General features: G+C 58.9%; 14 protein-coding genes. 11 read left to right on the top strand and 3 right to left on the bottom strand.

Annotation, left to right across the window (positions count from 1 at the left end; all coding sequences use genetic code 11):
- The 5 genes from pstC to phoB all read left to right on the top strand — a co-directional run.
- Window positions 1-1288 (top strand): phosphate ABC transporter permease subunit PstC (pstC, locus tag VOI29_RS12895; RefSeq protein ID WP_323779332.1); only part of this gene is annotated, 1288 nt, incomplete at its 5' end.
- Window positions 1288-2640, top strand: a complete 1353-nt coding sequence (gene pstA / locus VOI29_RS12890) for a phosphate ABC transporter permease PstA (protein ID WP_323779330.1) — start codon at window positions 1288-1290, stop codon at window positions 2638-2640. The genes pstC and pstA, both read left to right, overlap by 1 nt.
- Before the next feature lie 13 nt (window positions 2641-2653).
- The gene (gene pstB, locus VOI29_RS12885; protein WP_323779328.1) at window positions 2654-3451 is read left to right on the top strand and encodes a phosphate ABC transporter ATP-binding protein PstB; all 798 of its coding nucleotides are present in this window, start codon (window positions 2654-2656) and stop codon (window positions 3449-3451) included.
- A 17-nt stretch (window positions 3452-3468) separates the two neighbouring features.
- Window positions 3469-4179 (top strand): phosphate signaling complex protein PhoU, encoded by a 711-nt coding sequence (phoU, locus tag VOI29_RS12880; RefSeq protein WP_323779326.1) that lies wholly within the window; start codon window positions 3469-3471, stop codon window positions 4177-4179.
- A 3-nt stretch (window positions 4180-4182) separates the two neighbouring features.
- A complete protein-coding gene (gene phoB / locus VOI29_RS12875) occupies window positions 4183-4872 on the top strand; it encodes a phosphate regulon transcriptional regulator PhoB (RefSeq protein WP_323779324.1) in 690 nt (229 codons plus the stop codon).
- 73 nt (window positions 4873-4945) lie between these two features.
- On the opposite strand, the gene VOI29_RS12870 is transcribed toward phoB, so the two are convergent.
- Window positions 4946-5857 (bottom strand): LysR family transcriptional regulator, encoded by a 912-nt coding sequence (locus tag VOI29_RS12870; protein ID WP_323779322.1) that lies wholly within the window; start codon window positions 5855-5857, stop codon window positions 4946-4948.
- Between the two features lie 99 nt (window positions 5858-5956).
- Between VOI29_RS12870 and VOI29_RS12865 the strand changes: the two genes are divergently transcribed.
- A complete protein-coding gene (locus tag VOI29_RS12865) occupies window positions 5957-7177 on the top strand; it encodes an acyl-CoA dehydrogenase (protein WP_323779320.1) in 1221 nt (406 codons plus the stop codon).
- Window positions 7178-8370: 1193 nt separating this feature from the next.
- On the opposite strand, the gene VOI29_RS12860 is transcribed toward VOI29_RS12865, so the two are convergent.
- Window positions 8371-9921, bottom strand: a complete 1551-nt coding sequence (locus tag VOI29_RS12860) for a trimethylamine methyltransferase family protein (RefSeq protein WP_323779317.1) — start codon at window positions 9919-9921, stop codon at window positions 8371-8373.
- 112 nt (window positions 9922-10033) lie between these two features.
- On the opposite strand from VOI29_RS12860, the gene VOI29_RS12855 reads away from it, so the two are divergent.
- The 5 genes from VOI29_RS12855 (at window position 10034) to VOI29_RS12835 (ending at window position 15787) form a co-directional block, all read left to right on the top strand.
- On the top strand, window positions 10034-10879 hold the full coding sequence (locus VOI29_RS12855; protein WP_323779315.1) for a hypothetical protein: 846 nt from the start codon (window positions 10034-10036) through the stop codon (window positions 10877-10879).
- Between the two features lie 243 nt (window positions 10880-11122).
- Window positions 11123-11704 carry an outer membrane protein gene (locus VOI29_RS12850; protein WP_323779313.1) on the top strand — a complete coding sequence of 194 codons (582 nt, stop codon included), beginning with the start codon at window positions 11123-11125 and terminating at the stop codon, window positions 11702-11704.
- A 300-nt stretch (window positions 11705-12004) separates the two neighbouring features.
- Window positions 12005-13387 (top strand): cysteine--tRNA ligase, encoded by a 1383-nt coding sequence (cysS, locus tag VOI29_RS12845; RefSeq protein ID WP_323779334.1) that lies wholly within the window; start codon window positions 12005-12007, stop codon window positions 13385-13387.
- A complete protein-coding gene (cimA, locus tag VOI29_RS12840; RefSeq protein WP_323779311.1) occupies window positions 13387-15021 on the top strand; it encodes a citramalate synthase in 1635 nt (544 codons plus the stop codon). The genes cysS and cimA overlap by 1 nt, the downstream gene beginning before the upstream one ends.
- Complete coding sequence (locus tag VOI29_RS12835) at window positions 15011-15787, top strand: squalene/phytoene synthase family protein (protein WP_323779309.1); 777 nt, start codon at window positions 15011-15013, stop codon at window positions 15785-15787. Before cimA ends, VOI29_RS12835 begins: the two co-directional genes overlap by 11 nt.
- A 62-nt stretch (window positions 15788-15849) precedes the next feature.
- On the opposite strand, the gene VOI29_RS12830 is transcribed toward VOI29_RS12835, so the two are convergent.
- Window positions 15850-16550: MFS transporter (locus VOI29_RS12830; protein WP_323779307.1), on the bottom strand; the 701-nt coding region annotated here is incomplete at its 5' end.

Raw genomic sequence — 16550 nt, 5'->3', positions numbered from 1 at the left:
GCTGCTGGTGCAACCAATGCTGATCGAAAACCGCGTCTCGGCGCTGATTCCTGCTGAGGTCGTCCCCGAAAGCACCACCCTGGGCCTGTTGATGAGCGACGTGCGCCGGGTCGCCGAAGGGCTGGATCTGGCGGTGGAGCAGGGGCTGTTGTCGCGCAATGACGCCCGTGACCTCGACAGCGGCCGCAGCGACGTACGGGCGTTGCTGGGCGAGGTCGGCGTGGCGCTTGGTAATGACGTGCGCCCGGAGGTTTTGTCTGCCGCACAGGCCTTCCGCAATTTCGCTGCCACAGGCAAGACCGCCATGGCCGCGGTTGTCTCGCTGCTGGCGCTTGGCGGTTTTGCCTGGGCCTACAGCCGCACCCACAAGGATTTCCGCGCCCGCAACGTGGTGGAACGCGCGGTTCTGGCCCTGCTGATCCTAGCCGCATCGCTGGCGGTCCTCACTACCATCGGCATCGTTCTGTCGATGCTATTCGAGACCCGCAACTTTTTTAGCCTGCACAGCTGGACCGATTTCTTCTTTGGCACAACCTGGGCGCCCAACTTCCGCGGCGACAGCGAACTGTCGATCCTGCCGCTTCTGTGGGGCACTCTTTACATCTCATTTATCGCATTGCTGGTTGCGGTACCTGTGGGTTTGTTTGCCGCCATCTATCTATCGGAATACGCGAGCGGCATGGTGCGCGCCTTTGCCAAGCCTCTACTGGAAATCCTGGCGGGTATTCCAACCATTGTTTACGGCCTGTTTGCGCTGCTGACGGTTGGACCAGCGCTGGCGAACCTGTTTTCCAAGGGCGGCCTGTTGGGCGTTGAATGGATGGCGGGCGCCACTTCTGTTCTGACTGCCGGTTTGGTGATGGGGGTGATGCTCATTCCGTTCGTCTCGTCGCTGTCGGACGACATCATCAACGCGGTGCCGCAGGCGATGCGCGACGGCTCGCTGGGGTTGGGCGCTACCAAATCGGAAACCGTGCGCCAGGTGGTGATTCCGGCAGCCCTGCCGGGTATCGTCGGCGCGGTGCTTCTGGCCGCTTCCCGCGCTATCGGCGAGACCATGATTGTGGTGATGGGGGCAGGGGCGATCGCCAAGTTCTCGGCCAACCCGTTGGAGTCGATGACCACAATCACCACCCGTATCGTAAGTCAGCTGACCGGCGATACAGACTTTGCCAGCCCCGAAACCCTTGTAGCCTTTGCCCTGGGCCTCAGCCTGTTCGTGCTGACCCTCGGCCTGAACGTCCTGGCACTCTATATTGTGCGCAAATACCGGGAGCAGTACGACTGATGACCGACCTCAGCCAATCCCCCGCCACGCCCCGCAAGCACGGCGGCTCGCTGCTGGAGAAAACCCCGCATACCCAAATACGCAATGCCGCAGAAACCCGGTTCAAGGCGTATGGTATGGCGGCCATCGCTGCTGGCCTTCTTATGCTGGCGATCCTGGTGACCACCATCGTCGGCAAGGGAACCGGTGCCTTTCAGCAGACCTTTGTGACGCTTCAGGTTGAGTTGCTGGAAACCAAACTCGACAAGAAAGGCAACCGCGACCTGACCGACATCAGAAAAGTCACCACCTTCGGCTATGCCCCGATCATCAAGGGCGCGATGACTGCCGCGGTTGAGGAATTGGGGATCGAGACCAGCCTCAAACCCAAGGCGCTGGCCGGCATCTTGTCTAAAAACGCCGCCGCCCAACTGCGCGAATTCGTGATCGCCAACCCGGACCAGATCGGCCAGACGGTGGAGTTCAAATTCCTCGCCTCTGGCCGCGTTGACGGCTACCTGAAAGGCCGGGTGACCCGGCAGAGCATCGTCAACGACAAGAATATCTCGGCCGAACAGTTGGATTTTGTTGACGCTTTGACTGACGCTGGTGTGCTGAAAAAGACATTCAACCTTGACTTCATCATCGGCGCAGATGCCTCCGACGCCCGCCCCGAGGCGGCCGGTATCGGTGTGTCGATGCTGGGCTCACTGTTCATGATGCTGGTAGTTCTGGCGCTGGCACTGCCCATCGGAGTTGCAGCCTCGATTTACCTGGAGGAATTCGCGCCGCAAAACTGGCTCACCGACATGATCGAGGTGAACATCTCCAACCTTGCCGCGGTTCCCTCTATTGTTTTCGGCATTCTGGGTCTTGCCGTCTTCATCAACTACATGCACCTGCCGACCTCGGCACCGCTGGTGGGCGGCCTGGTGCTGACGCTGATGACCCTGCCGACAATCATCATCTCCACCCGCGCCTCGCTGAAATCGGTGCCGCCATCGATCCGTGATGCGGCGCTGGGGGTAGGGGCGTCCAAGATGCAGGCGGTGTTCCACCACGTGCTGCCGTTGGCTGCGCCCGGGATCCTGACTGGCACCATTATCGGCCTCGCGCAGGCGCTGGGGGAAACCGCACCGCTCTTGCTGATCGGCATGGTCGGCTTCATCGCCTCCAACGCGCCGGAAACCCTGGCCGACGGTCTGCTGGCGCCGAACTCGGCAATGCCCGCGCAGATCTACGAATGGGCCAAACGTGCCGACCCGGCCTTCTACGAGCGCGCCTGGGGCGGCATTATCATCCTTCTCATCTTCCTGGTGACCATGAACACGCTGGCCGTGATCCTGCGCCGCCGCTTTGAACGCCGCTGGTAAAAGGGGCATAATAATGAACGACATGACCTTGATGGAACACACCGTGGACACTCAGCCAACCAAAATCGCCGCCAAGGACGTGAACGTCTATTATGGCGATAGCCACGCGATCAAAGACGTGAACGTCGAGATCGAGAGCAACACCGTAACTGCCTTTATCGGTCCTTCGGGCTGCGGCAAGTCGACTTTTCTGCGTTGCTTGAACCGGATGAACGACACCATTGACATCTGCCGCGTCAAAGGTGACATCCTGCTGGACGGCGAGGACATCTATGACCGCCGCGTCGACCCGGTGCAGTTGCGCGCCAAGGTTGGTATGGTGTTTCAGAAGCCGAAGCCGTTCCCCAAGTCGATCTATGACAATGTGGCCTATGGGCCGCGGATCCATGGCTTGGCGAAGAATAAGGCGGAACTTGATGAAATCGTGGAGAAATCCCTGCGCCGTGGTGCGATCTGGGATGAGGTGAAGGACCGTCTGGACGCCCCCGGCACCGGCTTGTCCGGCGGTCAGCAGCAGCGTCTGTGCATCGCCCGCGCGGTCGCCACCGAACCCGAGGTTCTGTTGATGGACGAACCTTGCTCGGCGCTCGATCCCATCGCCACCGCCCAGGTGGAGGAACTGATCGACGAACTCCGCGCTTCCTATTCCGTGGTGATCGTCACCCATTCGATGCAGCAGGCCGCCCGCGTCAGCCAAATGACCGCCTTCTTCCATCTTGGAAACTTGGTGGAATTCGGCCCCACGGGCCAGATCTTCACAAATCCAGAAGATCCGCGAACCGAAAGCTACATCACCGGCCGGATCGGCTGATTTATAGGAATATCAACATGGTAGAACAGCATATTGCATCGGCATTCGACCGCGATCTGGAGGCTATCCAGGCCCGGATCATGAAAATGGGTGGCTTGGTTGAGAGCGCCATCCGCGAAGCTGCCCAAGCCTTGGAAACCCGCGATGAGGAACTGGCGTTGACCGTGCGTCAGGGCGATATGGCGATTGACGGGCTGGAAGAGCTGATCAACGAGGAAACCGCCCGCCTGATCGCACTGCGCTCCCCCGCCGCCTCGGACCTGCGGCTGGTTCTCTCGGTGATGAAGATTGCCGGCAACCTGGAACGCATTGGCGATTATGCGAAAAACATGGCCAAGCGCACCGGGGTTCTGGCCCAGGGGCCAAGTATCAGTGAAGGCACCTCTGCCCTGCGACGGATGGCGCGCGAGGTGGAACGGATGCTGAAGGACGCGCTGGATTCCTACATTCAACGCGACGTGGAACTGGCCCGGGACGTGATAGAGCGCGACCGCGACGTGGACCAGATGTACAACGCCCTGTTTCGCGAGTTCCTGACCCACATGATGGAAGACCCGCGCAACATATCGGCCTGTATGCACTTGCACTTCATCGCAAAAAATACCGAACGCATGGGGGATCATGTGACATCGATTGCCGAACAGGTGATCTATCTGGTTACCGGCGAAAAGCCGGAGGAAGACCGCAAAAAATACGACACCACCTCAACCACACCGCAGGAGATCTGACCAATGGCTGCCGATCAGCCCACTGTTCTGGTTGTAGAAGACGAAATGGCCCAGCGGGAAGTGCTGGCCTATAACCTCGAAGCTGACGGTTTCCGCGTGCTGCGGGCCGAACATGGCGAGGAAGCGCTGCTGGTGGTTGAGGAGGACATGCCCGATATCATCATCCTGGACTGGATGATGCCGAACCTCAGCGGTATTGAAGTGTGCCGCCGTCTTAAGACCCGCGCCGAAACCCGCAATATTCCGGTGATTATGCTGTCGGCCCGGTCCGAGGAAGTGGACAAGGTCCGCGGACTGGAAACCGGTGCCGATGATTACGTGGTGAAACCTTATTCAGTGGTTGAGCTGATGGCCCGCGTGCGCACTCAGCTGCGCCGGGTGCGGCCGTCCACTGTCGGGGTACGGCTGGAGTATGATGACATCGTGCTGGATGCAGAAACCCACAAGGTCAGCCGTTCGGAACACCCGTTGAAACTGGGTCCCACCGAATTCCGACTGCTCTCTACTTTCATGGAAAAGCCGGGACGGGTATGGAGCCGCGAACAACTCTTGGATCGGGTCTGGGGCCGCGACATCTATGTTGATACCCGCACTGTTGACGTCCATATCGGGCGGCTGCGCAAGGCGCTGACCCAGCATGGCGGCAGTGATCCGGTGCGCACCGTGCGCGGCGCCGGATATGCGCTCGGCTGATCGTTCTTCAAGGCGTGCAGAGGCGGTGCACAGGGGGCGCAGTTATGGCGTCCCCTTATTTCGCCGCGGAAATTCACCGCGGCAGCGGATCCTCTGGCTGCGCCTTGCCAGCCAGCCAGCTGCGGAATTTCTTTAGCGCCGGCGCGGTTGATTTGCGCTCCGGCCAAACCAGGTAATAGGCGCCTTCTGTCTCCACCGGTTCCGGGTGCAGCGCCACCAGGCGGCCCGTCGCCAGGTCCTGTTCCACCAGATAATCCGGCATCAAGGCGACCCCCAATCCATGCAAGGCCGCCTGAGTTATGGTTGCGAATTGATCATAGATCGTGCCGCTCAGGTCGCCATTGGTAGCGATGCCGAGCTGCCCAAACCAGTCACGCCAAGCCATAGTCCGGGTTTGAATATGCAGCAGTGGCAGTTTCAGAATTTCTTTTGGTTCGCTGATTACCCGCCCGGCCAGCAGCTGTGGTGCGCAGACCGGCAGTAGCTGTTCGTGCTTGAGCAGCAGAGAGTCCGTGCCAGGCCAAGATGCGTCACCAAAATGAATAGCCGCATCAAAGAGTTCTGTGCCAAAATTAAACGGCTCCAACCGGGTCGACATGTTGATGGTGACATCCGGGTGCAGCCGGGAAAACTCCGGTAATCGCGGCATCAGCCAGCGCATTCCAAAGGCAGGGAGAATGGCCAGATTCAGCGTGCCCGCCAGCGGCGCGGCCTGCAGCCGCAAGGTAGATTGCACGATTAGGTTCAACGCCTGCCGGATCTCGGCCGCGTAATCCTGCGCTTCCGACGTCAGCATCAGCCGTTTCTGGTCGCGCTGCACCAGCGCCATCCCCAGTTGCCGTTCCAACGTCTGCAATTGGCGGCTGACAGCGCCTTGCGTCAGAGCCAGTTCCTCCGCCGCTGCAGAGGCACTGCCCAGCCGGTCAAGCGCCTCCAACGCGCGCAGTGAGGAGATTGATGGCAGGAATTTCCGCGGAACGTTCATGTATGACTATTTGTCATGGTTTGTTGCGAAAGTCTCGCTGTTTTTTCAGGTTACTTCCCGTTAGGGTTTGGAAGAATTCCGATCCACTGAGGTGATAAAATGACCGACAAACCCGCGCTGCGCGCCAAGGATGCCCCGGATCTGGGCCGCTTCAACTGGGAAGACCCGCTGCGGCTCGAGGATCAGCTGACTGAAGACGAGCGTATGATTTCCGCATCGGCCCGCGCCTACGCCCAGGAAAAACTTCAACCGCGTATCCTAAGTGCTTATGAAAACGAGGAAACAGATCCGGAAATCTTCCGCGAGATGGGCGAAATGGGCCTTTTGGGCACTACTATTCCGGAACAATACGGTGGCCTTGGCGGCGGCTATGTGTCTTATGGCCTGGTCGCCCGCGAAGTTGAGCGTGTTGACAGCGGCTACCGGTCGATGATGTCGGTGCAGAGTTCGCTGGTGATGTATCCGATTTACGCATACGGCAGCGAGGAGCAGCGCCAGAAATACTTGCCCAAGCTTGCCACCGGCGAATGGATCGGCTGTTTCGGCCTGACGGAGCCTGACGCGGGCTCGGATCCTGCCGGAATGAAAACCCGGGCTGAAAAGACCGAAGGCGGTTACCGGCTGACCGGATCCAAGATGTGGATTTCCAACGCCCCCATCGCTGATGTCTTTGTTGTCTGGGCAAAGTCCGAAGCCCACGGCGGCAAGATCCGCGGTTTTGTACTGGAGAAAGGCCTGAAGGGCCTAAGTGCGCCAAAAATTGAAAATAAGGCCAGCCTGCGTGCGTCTGTCACAGGTGAAATCGTTATGGACGGCGTCGAGGTCGGCGACGACGCGCTGCTGCCCAACGTGCAAGGTCTGAAAGGTCCCTTTGGCTGTTTGAACCGTGCCCGTTACGGCATCAGCTGGGGCGCGATGGGGGCGGCAGAGGCTTGCTGGCACGCCGCCCGGCAGTATGGCCTGGATCGCACGCAATTCGGTCGTCCGCTTGCCAACACCCAGCTGTTTCAGCTGAAACTGGCGAACATGCAGACGGAAATTACTTTGGGTCTGCAGGCATCGTTGCAGGTTGGCCGGCTGATGGATGCAGCCAATGCGGCGCCAGAAATGATCTCGATCATCAAACGCAATAACTGCGGAAAAGCATTGGAAATTGCCCGGATGGCGCGGGATATGCATGGCGGCAATGGAATCAGTCTGGAATTCAACGTCATTCGCCACATGGTGAACCTGGAGACAGTGAATACCTATGAGGGCACCCATGACGTGCATGCCTTGATCCTGGGCCGCGCGCAGACCGGACTGCAGGCATTTTTCTAAAAGACCCAAGCAGCGCGGGGAACTGGCCTCGCGCTGCATTTGCGCAATTCCGAGTTGCAATTATGCAATGATGCCGCCTCCGTGAATTTCTGCAAAGTTCTGTGGGGGCTGACGGTGGGGGGGCTGTTTGAAGTTGGATTCAAAAGTGTTAATCGGCAGCCGAATTAAGATCCTGATTTTATTGGTGGAATGTTACTTGCTGTGTGCACGTTGGTTAATTTCACGAAGACAGGATTGCGATTGCGCAAAGTAAAGCAATGACTTTTCGAGTTTCCTTTGCGCTGGTGCAGGCCTTTGCCTGATTAGGCGAGAGCTATTCAATCGTGCATTTCCGCAAAGCTGCTGGGCCCGCCCTTCAACGGCGTCCGTGGATTTTTCATTTTCGCAAGATCGAATTGCAGAAATGCCATGTAGATTCTGCCTGGCGGATGGCTGGTTGGGCAGGAATCTTTGTGAAATTACATTATTAACAACAGGTTATCACCCAGAGGGGCGCAGGAAAAGGGTTTTGGTAAAACTTTTTCAACTTGTTTAGCGGATGGGTTCGGCGCCTAGTGGCAACGGCTTATGGGCGCTTTCTTACCCGATCTTGAGGCGTGGTGACTACCCGATGATGGTCAAAGTGGTTTTCGCCAGGGAGGTCGTGATCTTCCATGCCAGAAGCCTGTCGGCCGGCCAAAGCAGAGCCGACAGACGGCTGGGGACCTGTTTCAGGACCTGCTCATGGCGGGCTGGCGTCAAAAGCCTAGCGACAAGTTTTTAGTTCGTCTGGACCGAGGAAGCCAGTTCGCCAGCATGAAGGGGGTCTCGTTCCTGGGATCCCGCAAAACTGCATGATTTTATGAGCTGCTACGGTAATTGTCATGGCTACGCCGTCGTCGAGAGTTACCTAGATCTGCTGGTGCGCGAGAGGATCAGGCGGTGTACCTACCGGATCCGCAAGGGAGCCTGACAGCATGTGTCCGATTGCATCGTGATGGCCTGCAACCCGAAGCGAAAGCCTGCGAGGAGCGGGCGTCCGGTAAACGCAATGTTCGAGCGACGGCAGAGGCTGAAACCAGCAGGTGTCTCAAAAGCGCGGAGTTCTTCAAACACAAACATGCCCAAGGTGTCGGAGTGCAGTTCGCTTTTTGAGCGGGCCGCAATAAAAAGCGGACCGGTAGACTCCGGTCCGCCTGATATGATGCAGCAAGTTAAGCCGGGAGATGGATGTTGAACGCTTTCCGGATTGCCATGTCTGTTGCAGCATCGAACCGGGCAGCGGACCGCTGCGACAGGATCTTCTCCTTCTTCGCAACTGCCTTTTGGATCAGATCGGGTTTCTCTAGTTCGACCCACTCCTTGGGTGAAGTCCGGTCGCCCAGATCCGGGTAAACATAGTCGATCTGCATCCGGCCAAGGGTCTGGTCGGTGCCCAGGTAATGGCCGGGTCCGCCGAGGCAGGTTGCCCGCATCTGATCCAGGGCGAGGGTATCGTCGTTCACCTCAATCCCACGCACGCACCGCTGCGCCTGACCCAGCAAATCGTTGTCCAGGATCAGCGACTCAAGACAGAACCCGAGCAGTGACGCATGCATTCCGGCAGCTTCGTAGGCCATGTTGAGGCCGGAAAGACCTGCCATGACAGCAGAGCACATCTGTTCCCAGCCGGCCTGCATGTCCGGCAGCTTGGAATCCGATGCGCCAGCTGCGGCGCCGCCTGGCAGGTTGTAGAACTTGTGCATCTGAGCACAGCCCGCAGTGAGCAGCGCCTGTTCGCCGGAGCCCACGGACATCGCGCCGGTGCGCAGATCCAAGCCAAAGGGCCAAGTGCCGAAAATTGCAGGCGCACCGGGCTTTACAGCGTTGACATAAACCAATCCGGCGAGACATTCCGCAACCGCCTGGGTGATGGCGCCGGCGATGGACGAAGGGGCGGTTGCCCCGGCCATGCCCGCGGACAGCAGCAGCACCGGCATGCCGCCTTTGATACATTCCTCCATCACACCACAGGATTCGGTCGCAAACTTCATTGGCGGAACCACAAAGCAGTTTGAGTTCGACACAAAAGGCCGCTCGCGCCATTTGTCTTCGCCGCCTGCAATCATGTGCAGCAGTTCCAGGCCCGGCTTCACAAAATCCGGTTCGGTAAAGGAAACGCCAACATGTTTGGTGGTGCCGGCGGTGGTGGCATAGATGGAGTTCAAGTCCATCTCGAGATTGTCAGGGATATCGCGGCACACCATCGGACGCTGCACAAAGTGAATATTGTCCAGCTGGTCGCAGATGCGCGCGGCGTCGTGCAGATCCTGCACGGTCGAGTCGCGGTACTCCTTGCCGTGCACGTCAACAACGCTCACCGCAGCGCCGGCGGTGCCGTAATGAACCCGGCCGCCCGACAGCAGCAGGTCGGTTTTGCCGTCCCGGCTGAAGAGGGTAAGGGAGCGGTTTGCCCTGGCAATTGTATCTTCAACCAGCGCGCGCGGGAAGCGGATCCGGCCGTCATCGCCCAGGATGCAGCCTGCGGAGGTCAGATAATCAATGCCGCTTTGCGGTGCGTCGGCAAGACCGATTTCTTCCAGCGCGGTCAGGGCAGCCTGGTGGATTTTTTCCATGTCTGCCTGGCTGAGCAGCTTCAGCGCTGTGGTTTCCATGCCGGGACGCACCGGCCGCAGGTGTTCGGGCAATCCTGCAGCGCGGGCTGCGCGGCGTGCGTTGCGCCCGCCGCTACGGGCAGCGCGGGACGGGGAGGCCTGATCGTTCATTGTGTGAGCCTTTCAAGTGATGGGAGTCAGAGCATTGAAATTTAACTCACTGAGGCCGGCCCCTTGCCGCACGGCCCCGTGCCGCACCGATGGTGCGGCAGATTAGGCTGACATGGCAGCGTTCACCCTGCATGCGGACTCCTGTTCTACTACCTGCAACTTGGCACGCTTTTGCGCCGTTTCTAGCACAACAGCGACCTCGCTGAAAAAAGCGACATATTTTTCATTAATGAGAGTTTGTGCCGTAAGCCCTGAACGGCCGCCTGTTTTTTCTAAAATGTCAGTATTGTTGATGCTGCATTCTCGTTTGTTAACGCTTCGCAGACTGTTCCATTGTTGGCAATGTGGCATCGGGAACCAAATATTAAGCATTAACGGCTATACTGGATCTCCTGGGGACGGGGCACTGAAACAGCGCATTTCAAAAGGGCACAGCCACATGCCGATGATTGAAAAGGCCAATTGCAGCCGCCCCCTAATTACAATTTTTGCAGTGGCGGCCCTGATCGCCCAGACATCTGCTGCGCAAGAATGGCGCACAGTGCAGCCTGGACAATCGGGTTGGGCTATTGCCGCAGCTGGCGGCGCCGGGGCGGGGCGTTCCTTTCAGTTTGCATATGGTCGTCAGCTGGGTGGAATGATCGTGTCGGGCACCGTCACGATGGAGCAGTCAGGGCTTCTCACAACAGCTGTGCAAGCGGAAGAAACCCATCAGCTGCGGTTGCATGCAGGCTATGACTTTGGCCCCGCAACCGGGTTTGTCACCCTTGGTGGGGTGCAGGCGGAAACATCCAGCGGATCCCGGCAAGGTCCATTGTTTGGCCTGGGCATGCGGGTTCCGCTGACCCGCACGTTGCAGGTGACCGGGGAATTGCTGCACCACGAGGCCGGACCAAGGGATGGAAGTGCCAGCCCGCACGGGGAGACCCTGTCGGTGAGTGCCGCTTTCCGGTTCTGATCTTGTCCTTTGCATATGCGCGAGTGAGATCGCCCTAGGATCGGGGAGGCCGGATTTCAATGGATTGGCAATTTCCGGCCTCTGGATTTCGGCGGAAAAACGCATGCGACAGGGGGCTTTCGGCCAGTCACTGCCAGTTCAACGGGCGTGATCATTGGGGCTCTGGAAGTTCCTGCGCGGAATCCTTTTGTAGCAGTCATCGGCGCACAGCTTGCGCTCTGACTGCAAAAAGGAGAAGTCTGAATGACTCGTTTCGTAGCTATGACAGCCATTGCCGCCGTAATGGGCAGTGCGGCCTTTGCCGGCAATTTAAGTGAACCGGTGATTGAACCCGCTCCGGCCCCGGCGCCTGTTCCGGTGGCTGATTATGGCGGCGACTGGACTGGATTTTACCTGGGTGGCCAGATCGGCCAGCTTGATGCCGACGCAAGCAACGGCGCCACCGGGGACGATACTTCCTATGGTATCCATGGCGGCTACAATCATGATTTCGGCCGTTTCGTTCTGGGGGGTGAACTGGAATATGATGCGACCGACGTAAACCTGGGCGGCGGAGCAACTGTTGACTCGGTAGCCCGCGCCAAGGTGAAGGCGGGTTACGACTTTGGCAAAGTGCTTGCATATGTGACCGGCGGTGTAGCCGAAGCTGACAGTTCTCTGGGCAGCGAAACCGGTGAGTTCTACGGTGTCGGCATTGCCTATCAGGTAACCGACCAGTGGCAGATCGGCGGCGAAGTGCTGGAGCATGAGTTCGATCAATTCGGCAACTCCGGCGTGGGTGCCGATGCCACATCGGTATCGCTGCGCGCGTCCTATAAGTTCTAAGCCTGCCAAAGACTTGGGCGCGGCACTCCTGTTCCGCTGCGCCCTTGGCCGCCCGGTCCGGGTCCAGGACGGACCGGGCGGCTGTTGCTATTTGAGGCAAAACTCTTGGCGGGCTGAATGTCCCGTGCTAAGCAGCCTCCATGAACCATAAATGCCCCATCATCATCTGCTGCATTACCTGCTGACATATCAGCGGGCTGGTTTCTGTCGTTTTCATTTCTCTGACAAGTTGCTAAGCCCGCGCTGCGCGCAATGGGTGATGCCGGCCGTCTGTGGCTGGGCATGGGAAAGGAACCGGGCATGGGAGCCAAGGACACAGTGATCAAGCTGCACAATACAAAGACCCGCAAGAAAGAGGTCTTTGAGCCGATCGACGCCAGCAACGTGCGGATGTATGTCTGCGGCCCCACCGTCTATGACCGCGCGCATCTGGGCAATGCGCGGCCGGTAGTCGTGTTTGATGTGCTTTATCGTCTGCTGCGAGAGGTTTATGGCGCAGACCAAGTGACTTACGCGCGGAACTTCACTGACGTAGACGACAAGATCAACGCCCGCGCCGCCGAAAGCGGACGGCCGATCGGCGATATCACCGCAGAAACTACCCAGTGGTTCCTGGACGACATGGGCGAGCTTGGCGCTCTGCAGCCCAACCATATGCCGCGGGCAACCGAATACATCCCCCAAATGGTCGCGATGATTGGGGGTCTGATCGCCAAGGGCCACGCCTATGCGGCGGAGGGCCATGTGCTGTTTGCCGTCGACAGCTGGAAGGCGCAGTATGGCAAGCTGTCGGGCCGCTCGGTTGATGACATGATTGCCGGCGCCCGGGTGGAAGTGGCGCCTTACAAGAAGAACCCGATGGATTTTGTGCTGTGGAAACCTTCCACCAATGAACAACCGGGCTGGGACAGTCCCTGGGGCCGCGGGCGGCCAGGCTGGCACATCGAATGCTCGGCCATGTCGTATGAGCTGCTGGGCGAGACCTTTGATATTCACGGCGGCGGCAACGACCTGATGTTCCCGCACCACGAGAATGAAATTGCGCAAAGCTGCTGTGCCCATCCGGAGGGGGAGTTTGCACAGTACTGGCTGCACAATGAGATGCTGCAGGTCGAAGGCAAGAAAATGTCCAAATCCCTGGGCAACTTCTTCACCGTGCGCGACCTGCTGGATCAGGGCTATCCAGGCGAGGTGATCCGGCTGGTGTTCCTGCAGACCCATTACCGAAAGCCGATGGACTGGACTGCGGGCAAGGCTGAGCAAGCGGAACGAACACTGCGGAAATGGTATTCGCAAGCGGAGCAAGCTCTAGATAATGGTGAAGTTCATCCTGGCATTATCGGAGCCTTGGCAGACGATCTTAATACCGCTGGCGCTATAGCCGAGTTGCATCAACTTTCCTTGGCTGACGATGTCGTGGCACTACGCGCTTCAATGCAGTTCCTTGGAATGATGGGTAAGGAAATACCGGCGTGGGCAGGTAAGCCGGATATCGATCTTTCTTCTTTTGAGGAAAAGCTGTTTGAAACGCGCCAGAAGGCTATGGAAAGCAAGGACTTTTCCGAGGCTGACCGGTTAAAGGCAGCGTATGTGGAGGCAGGCCTTGAGGTGCGGATGAGCAAGACCGGCGTAGAGCTGGTGCCGGGTGCGGGTTTTGACCCCGCCAAGCTGGAGGCACTCTGATGGCCAAGGAGCGTCTTTATTTCTACGACACCACTTTGCGCGATGGGCAGCAGACCCAGGGGGTTCAGTTCTCCACCGCGGAAAAGAAGCAGATCGCCCAGGCACTCGACGGTCTCGGTATCGACTACATCGAAGGCGGCTGGCCGGGGGCGAACCCGACCGACAGCGCCTTTTTCAATGAGGTACCGGCGACCCGCGCCACGATGACCGCGTTTGGCATGACGAAACGGGCCGGGCGTTCGGCTGAGAACGATGACGTTCTGGCGGCGGTGATGAATGCGGGCACCCCAGCCGTGTGCTTGGTCGGCAAAGCCCACGATTACCACGTGACCCATGCACTCGGGATCACGCTCGAGGAAAATCTGGAAAACATCCGCGCCTCGGTTGCTCATATCGTGGCGCTGGGACGCGAAGCGCTGTTCGATGCCGAGCATTTCTTTGATGGCTACAAGGATAATCCCAGCTATGCGCTGAATGCCTGCCGGGCTGCCCTGGAGGCCGGCGCTCGCTGGGTGGTATTGTGCGACACCAACGGCGGCGCACTGCCGTCTGAGGTGAAGCGGATCGTCAGCGCGGTCGTCAACGCCGGAGTTCCAGGTGAGAAACTTGGCATACACACTCATAACGACACAGAAAATGCCATTGCCTGCTCGCTCGCTGCCGTGGAGGCCGGAGCGCGCCAGATCCAAGGCACGCTGAATGGTCTGGGGGAGCGCTGCGGCAATGCCAATCTGACCGCGCTGATTCCGACGCTGTTGTTGAAAGAGCCCTACGCCAGCCAGTTTGATACCGGGGTGAGCCTTGAGGCGCTTACCGGAATGACCCGGATCAGCCGGATGCTGGACGATATCCTGAACCGGGTTCCGGTGCGGCAGGCGGCTTATGTGGGGGCTTCGGCCTTTGCTCATAAGGCGGGATTGCACGCCAGTGCGATTCTCAAAGATCCGTCGACTTATGAACACATTGAACCGGGCAAGGTCGGGAATGCGCGGGTCATTCCGATGTCGAACCAGGCCGGGCAGTCGAACCTGCGTAAGCGGCTGACAGATGCAGGCCTGAACGTTGAAAAAGGCGATCCAGCGCTGGTTCGGATTCTTGAACGGATCAAGGCGCGTGAGGCGGAAGGTTACTCCTATGACACAGCGCAGGCGTCGTTTGAGCTGTTGGCGCGCAATGAACTGAGCCAGCTTCCGGAATTCTTTGAGGTCAAGCGCTATAAGGTCACTGTCGAGCGGCGCAAGAATAAATACAACCGGATGGTCAGCCTTTCTGAAGCGGTTGTGGTGGTCAAGGTGGATGGCGAGAAGCGGTTGTCTGTCAGTGAGTCACTGGATGATACCGGTAGTGACCGCGGGCCGGTGAACGCGCTTGCGCGGGCGCTGAGCAAGGACCTGGGGCGGTATTCCGCGCAGCTGGAAGACATGCGGCTGGTGGATTTCAAAGTGAGGATCACCCAGGGCGGAACCGAGGCGGTAACGCGTGTGATCATTGACAGCGAAGACAGCCAGGGCCACCGCTGGTCGACCGTAGGCGTAAGCCCGAACATCATTGATGCGTCGTTTGAGGCACTGCTGGACGCAATCCGCTGGAAGCTGATCCATGACGGCAGGGCCGGGCAGGCGGATGCAGTTTGATTCCGACCTGACCGCTTGTGCGGAATTGGTTCAAAAATCAGACCCGGACCGGTTTCTGGCCACTATGGCGGCACCGGTCCAGTCCCGGCCGTTGCTGTTTGCACTCTATGCTTTCAATATTGAACTGGCCCGCGCCCCTCGAGCCAGCCAAGAGACCATGATCTGCGAAATGCGATTGCAATGGTGGCGCGATGCCGGTGCGGAGATTGCCGGGGGCGGCTTAGTCCGCCGACACTATGTGGCGACGCCGCTGGGACAGCTTCTGAAGCCGGATCTGGCTGTCTGCATCGACGGCATTGCGGAGGCGCGGAGATGGGACATCTACAAGGATCCCTTTGAAGATGAAGCTGAATTCGACAACTACATCGACCGCACCAGCGGGTCTCTGATGTGGATGGCGGCTGCCTCTCTCGGCCAGGCCGATGAAGCCGTTGTGCGCGGTTTCGCCTATGGCGCTGGTATTGCCAACTGGCTGCGCGCAATCCCGGATCTGACGGCGGAAAAACGGATCCCCTTACTGGATGGAACTATGGATGGCGTGAAAGCTTTGGCCTGCAAGGGTTTGGACAGGCTTTATAATTCCCGTTCCAACAGCGGCGGGGTTTCCAAAACTTCCAGGGCGGCACTACTGGCTGGCTGGCAGGCTGAGGCGTTTCTGAAACAGGCTATCCGTGAGCCGGAGAGGGTTGCGACCGGCGCCCTGGGGCAAAGTGAATTCCGGCGCAGAACGGCTTTGATGTGGCGGGCCGCCACCGGGCGCTGGTAACCTCGCTGCAATGAAAAAGGCGCCCGCTTAGGCGCCTTTCACTTCTGCAGTGGATGCCGATATCAAGCGTCTTTGGGCCGTATAACCAGCCACAGAAGCGCGCCGCCCGCCAGCACCAGGAAGGGGGCCATCGCCATGTTCACGGCGCTCCAGCCTTCGACCGGATTGCCGCCCGAGCAGTTCATCAGTCCGCCCGACGCCAGTGAGGCCATTGTCACCCCGCCGAACACCAGCAGATCGTTCAACCCTTGCATCCGGCCGCGCTCATAGCTTTCGTGGGCACCGGCCAGCATTGTGGTGGCCCCGATAAAACCAAAGTTCCAGCCCACGCCCAAAAGCACCAGAGCGATGAAAAAGTTCTCGATTTCCACGCCTTGCAAGGCGACACCGCCCGCAGCTGCAAGGATAACCAGCCCTGCCGCCACGATCTTTTCCACACCGAAGCGGGCGATCAGATGACCGGTAAAGAAGGACGGCACATACATTGCCAGAACGTGGGAGGTGACAACATCCGCGGCGTTGCCTTCGGTGAAACCGCAGCCAACCACCGCGAGGGGGGTTGAGGTCATCACAAGATTCATCAGCGCATAGGAGACCATTGCGCAAATCACCGCAACTGCGATCACCGGGGTCTTCAACAGTTCCAACCGGCTGCGGCCCTTGGGGCTGTCCGCACTGGGGGCCGGTGGTTTGGGGATGTCCAGAAACAGGAACAATGCGGCGCCCAGAACGTTCACGCCAATCACCGCCAGGTAGGTGCCGA

Source organism: Leisingera sp., assembly GCF_034669605.1.
Lineage (GTDB): Bacteria > Pseudomonadota > Alphaproteobacteria > Rhodobacterales > Rhodobacteraceae > Leisingera.
The sequence above is the reverse complement of the archived record's forward strand: the minus strand, read 5'-3'. Positions and strand labels throughout refer to the sequence as shown.